The following is a 1,270-nucleotide window of genomic DNA, read 5'->3' on the forward strand; positions in this document are numbered from 1 at the left end:
GGGCCGGCGCTTAGCACACAGTTTCCTTATGCGAAAGGAAAAGTTGCCGCAACGTCAACTATCGCTGATTTTGTTTCATTTGACCGTTCCTGCGGGCAACCTTGAGGCGGCGGCTCAGGCCGCATGAGTCTCCGCCAGCACGCAGTCTATCGTAGTTCGGGCGACCGCCCAGCGACCAATCATAAGGGCGCCGCGTGCCGCCCCGGTTACTTTACAAGGTGAAAAACAGCCTTCGGCCCACGTTGCGGTCTCAAACCTGAAAATTGGATAGCTCGTAAACTGACTTTCCGGCTGAGCTTTCCCGGATGGAAGGTGATAGGAAAAGCATAGGATCAAGATTGCGATGTTCTACAATCTCAGAGCTCCGTTCTGTGGAACGCCCGCGTTGTTATGGCCAAACCCTGACCGGAGCCGCGATCCGTGATCCTCTTGTCCGACACACAGTGCCGTTTCCGGCTTCTCGTGATCCTCGCACTGACGCTCGTGGCGCTTGCAGGTCCCGGTGTGGCGCAGGAGCAGGGAACCTCGGCAGCGCAGGCAACGGTTCCCGCCGCGGCCGAAGCGGGCGGCATCCGGCGCTGGCGGCTGTTGGGCGAGGCGCCCGTTCCCCTGCGCAGCGCGCCCAATGAGGAGGCCGCCCCTGCCGCCAGGCTCGCCCCGGGAACGATCCTGTCCAATCTTGGCTGCGAGAGCTTGGACGGTGACATCTGGTGCAGGGTCGCGCCGCTCTCAGGCGGCCCGCGCGGCCATCTGCCAGCCGCGCAGCTTGCACCGGCCGGAGGCCCCGATGGCGTGGTCGCGCGCGGGCTCGACGACAGCGCCGCCCGGGCCAAGCGCGGCGATTTCGACCTCCGCGCCGAGGTCGCCTGCGCGCAGAACCCCGGCGAGCCGATGGGCCGCTGCACGATCCGCTCCGCGCGCGGCAGCGGCGGCGATGCAACGCTGGTCGCGACCTTTCAGAACGGCTTCCGGCGCACACTGACCTTCGCGCATGGCCAGTTCCTGCGCGGCAATGCCACGATGTCGGGGGTCGGCACAGACACGGATTGGCGGCTGGAGGACGGCATGCATTTCATCCGGGTCGACGATCAGCGCTTCGAAGTGCCGGACAGGCTGATCTCGGGCGAGTGAGGTGTCCGCGCCGCCCGAGAGGCGGCGCGGATTGGTCCCGAGTTACTGTCCCGGTGTCAGCTTGTGGATCATGCCCTCGTCCACGGCGGTATAGAGGCTGCCGTCGGGCCCCAGCACCACAGAGCGGAAGCGCCCCGCG

1 protein-coding gene is annotated in these 1,270 nt (G+C 65.8%); it reads left to right on the top strand.

Annotated features, from left to right (window positions below; genetic code table 11):
* Positions 1-420: 420 nt before the first annotated feature.
* A complete protein-coding gene (locus LR948_RS18760; protein ID WP_232755689.1) occupies positions 421-1,131 on the top strand; it encodes a hypothetical protein in 711 nt (236 codons plus the stop codon).
* The last annotated feature ends 139 nt before the right edge of the window (positions 1,132-1,270 follow it).

Source organism: Roseivivax sp. GX 12232 (assembly GCF_021272185.1).
Classification (GTDB): Bacteria; Pseudomonadota; Alphaproteobacteria; order Rhodobacterales; family Rhodobacteraceae; genus Roseivivax.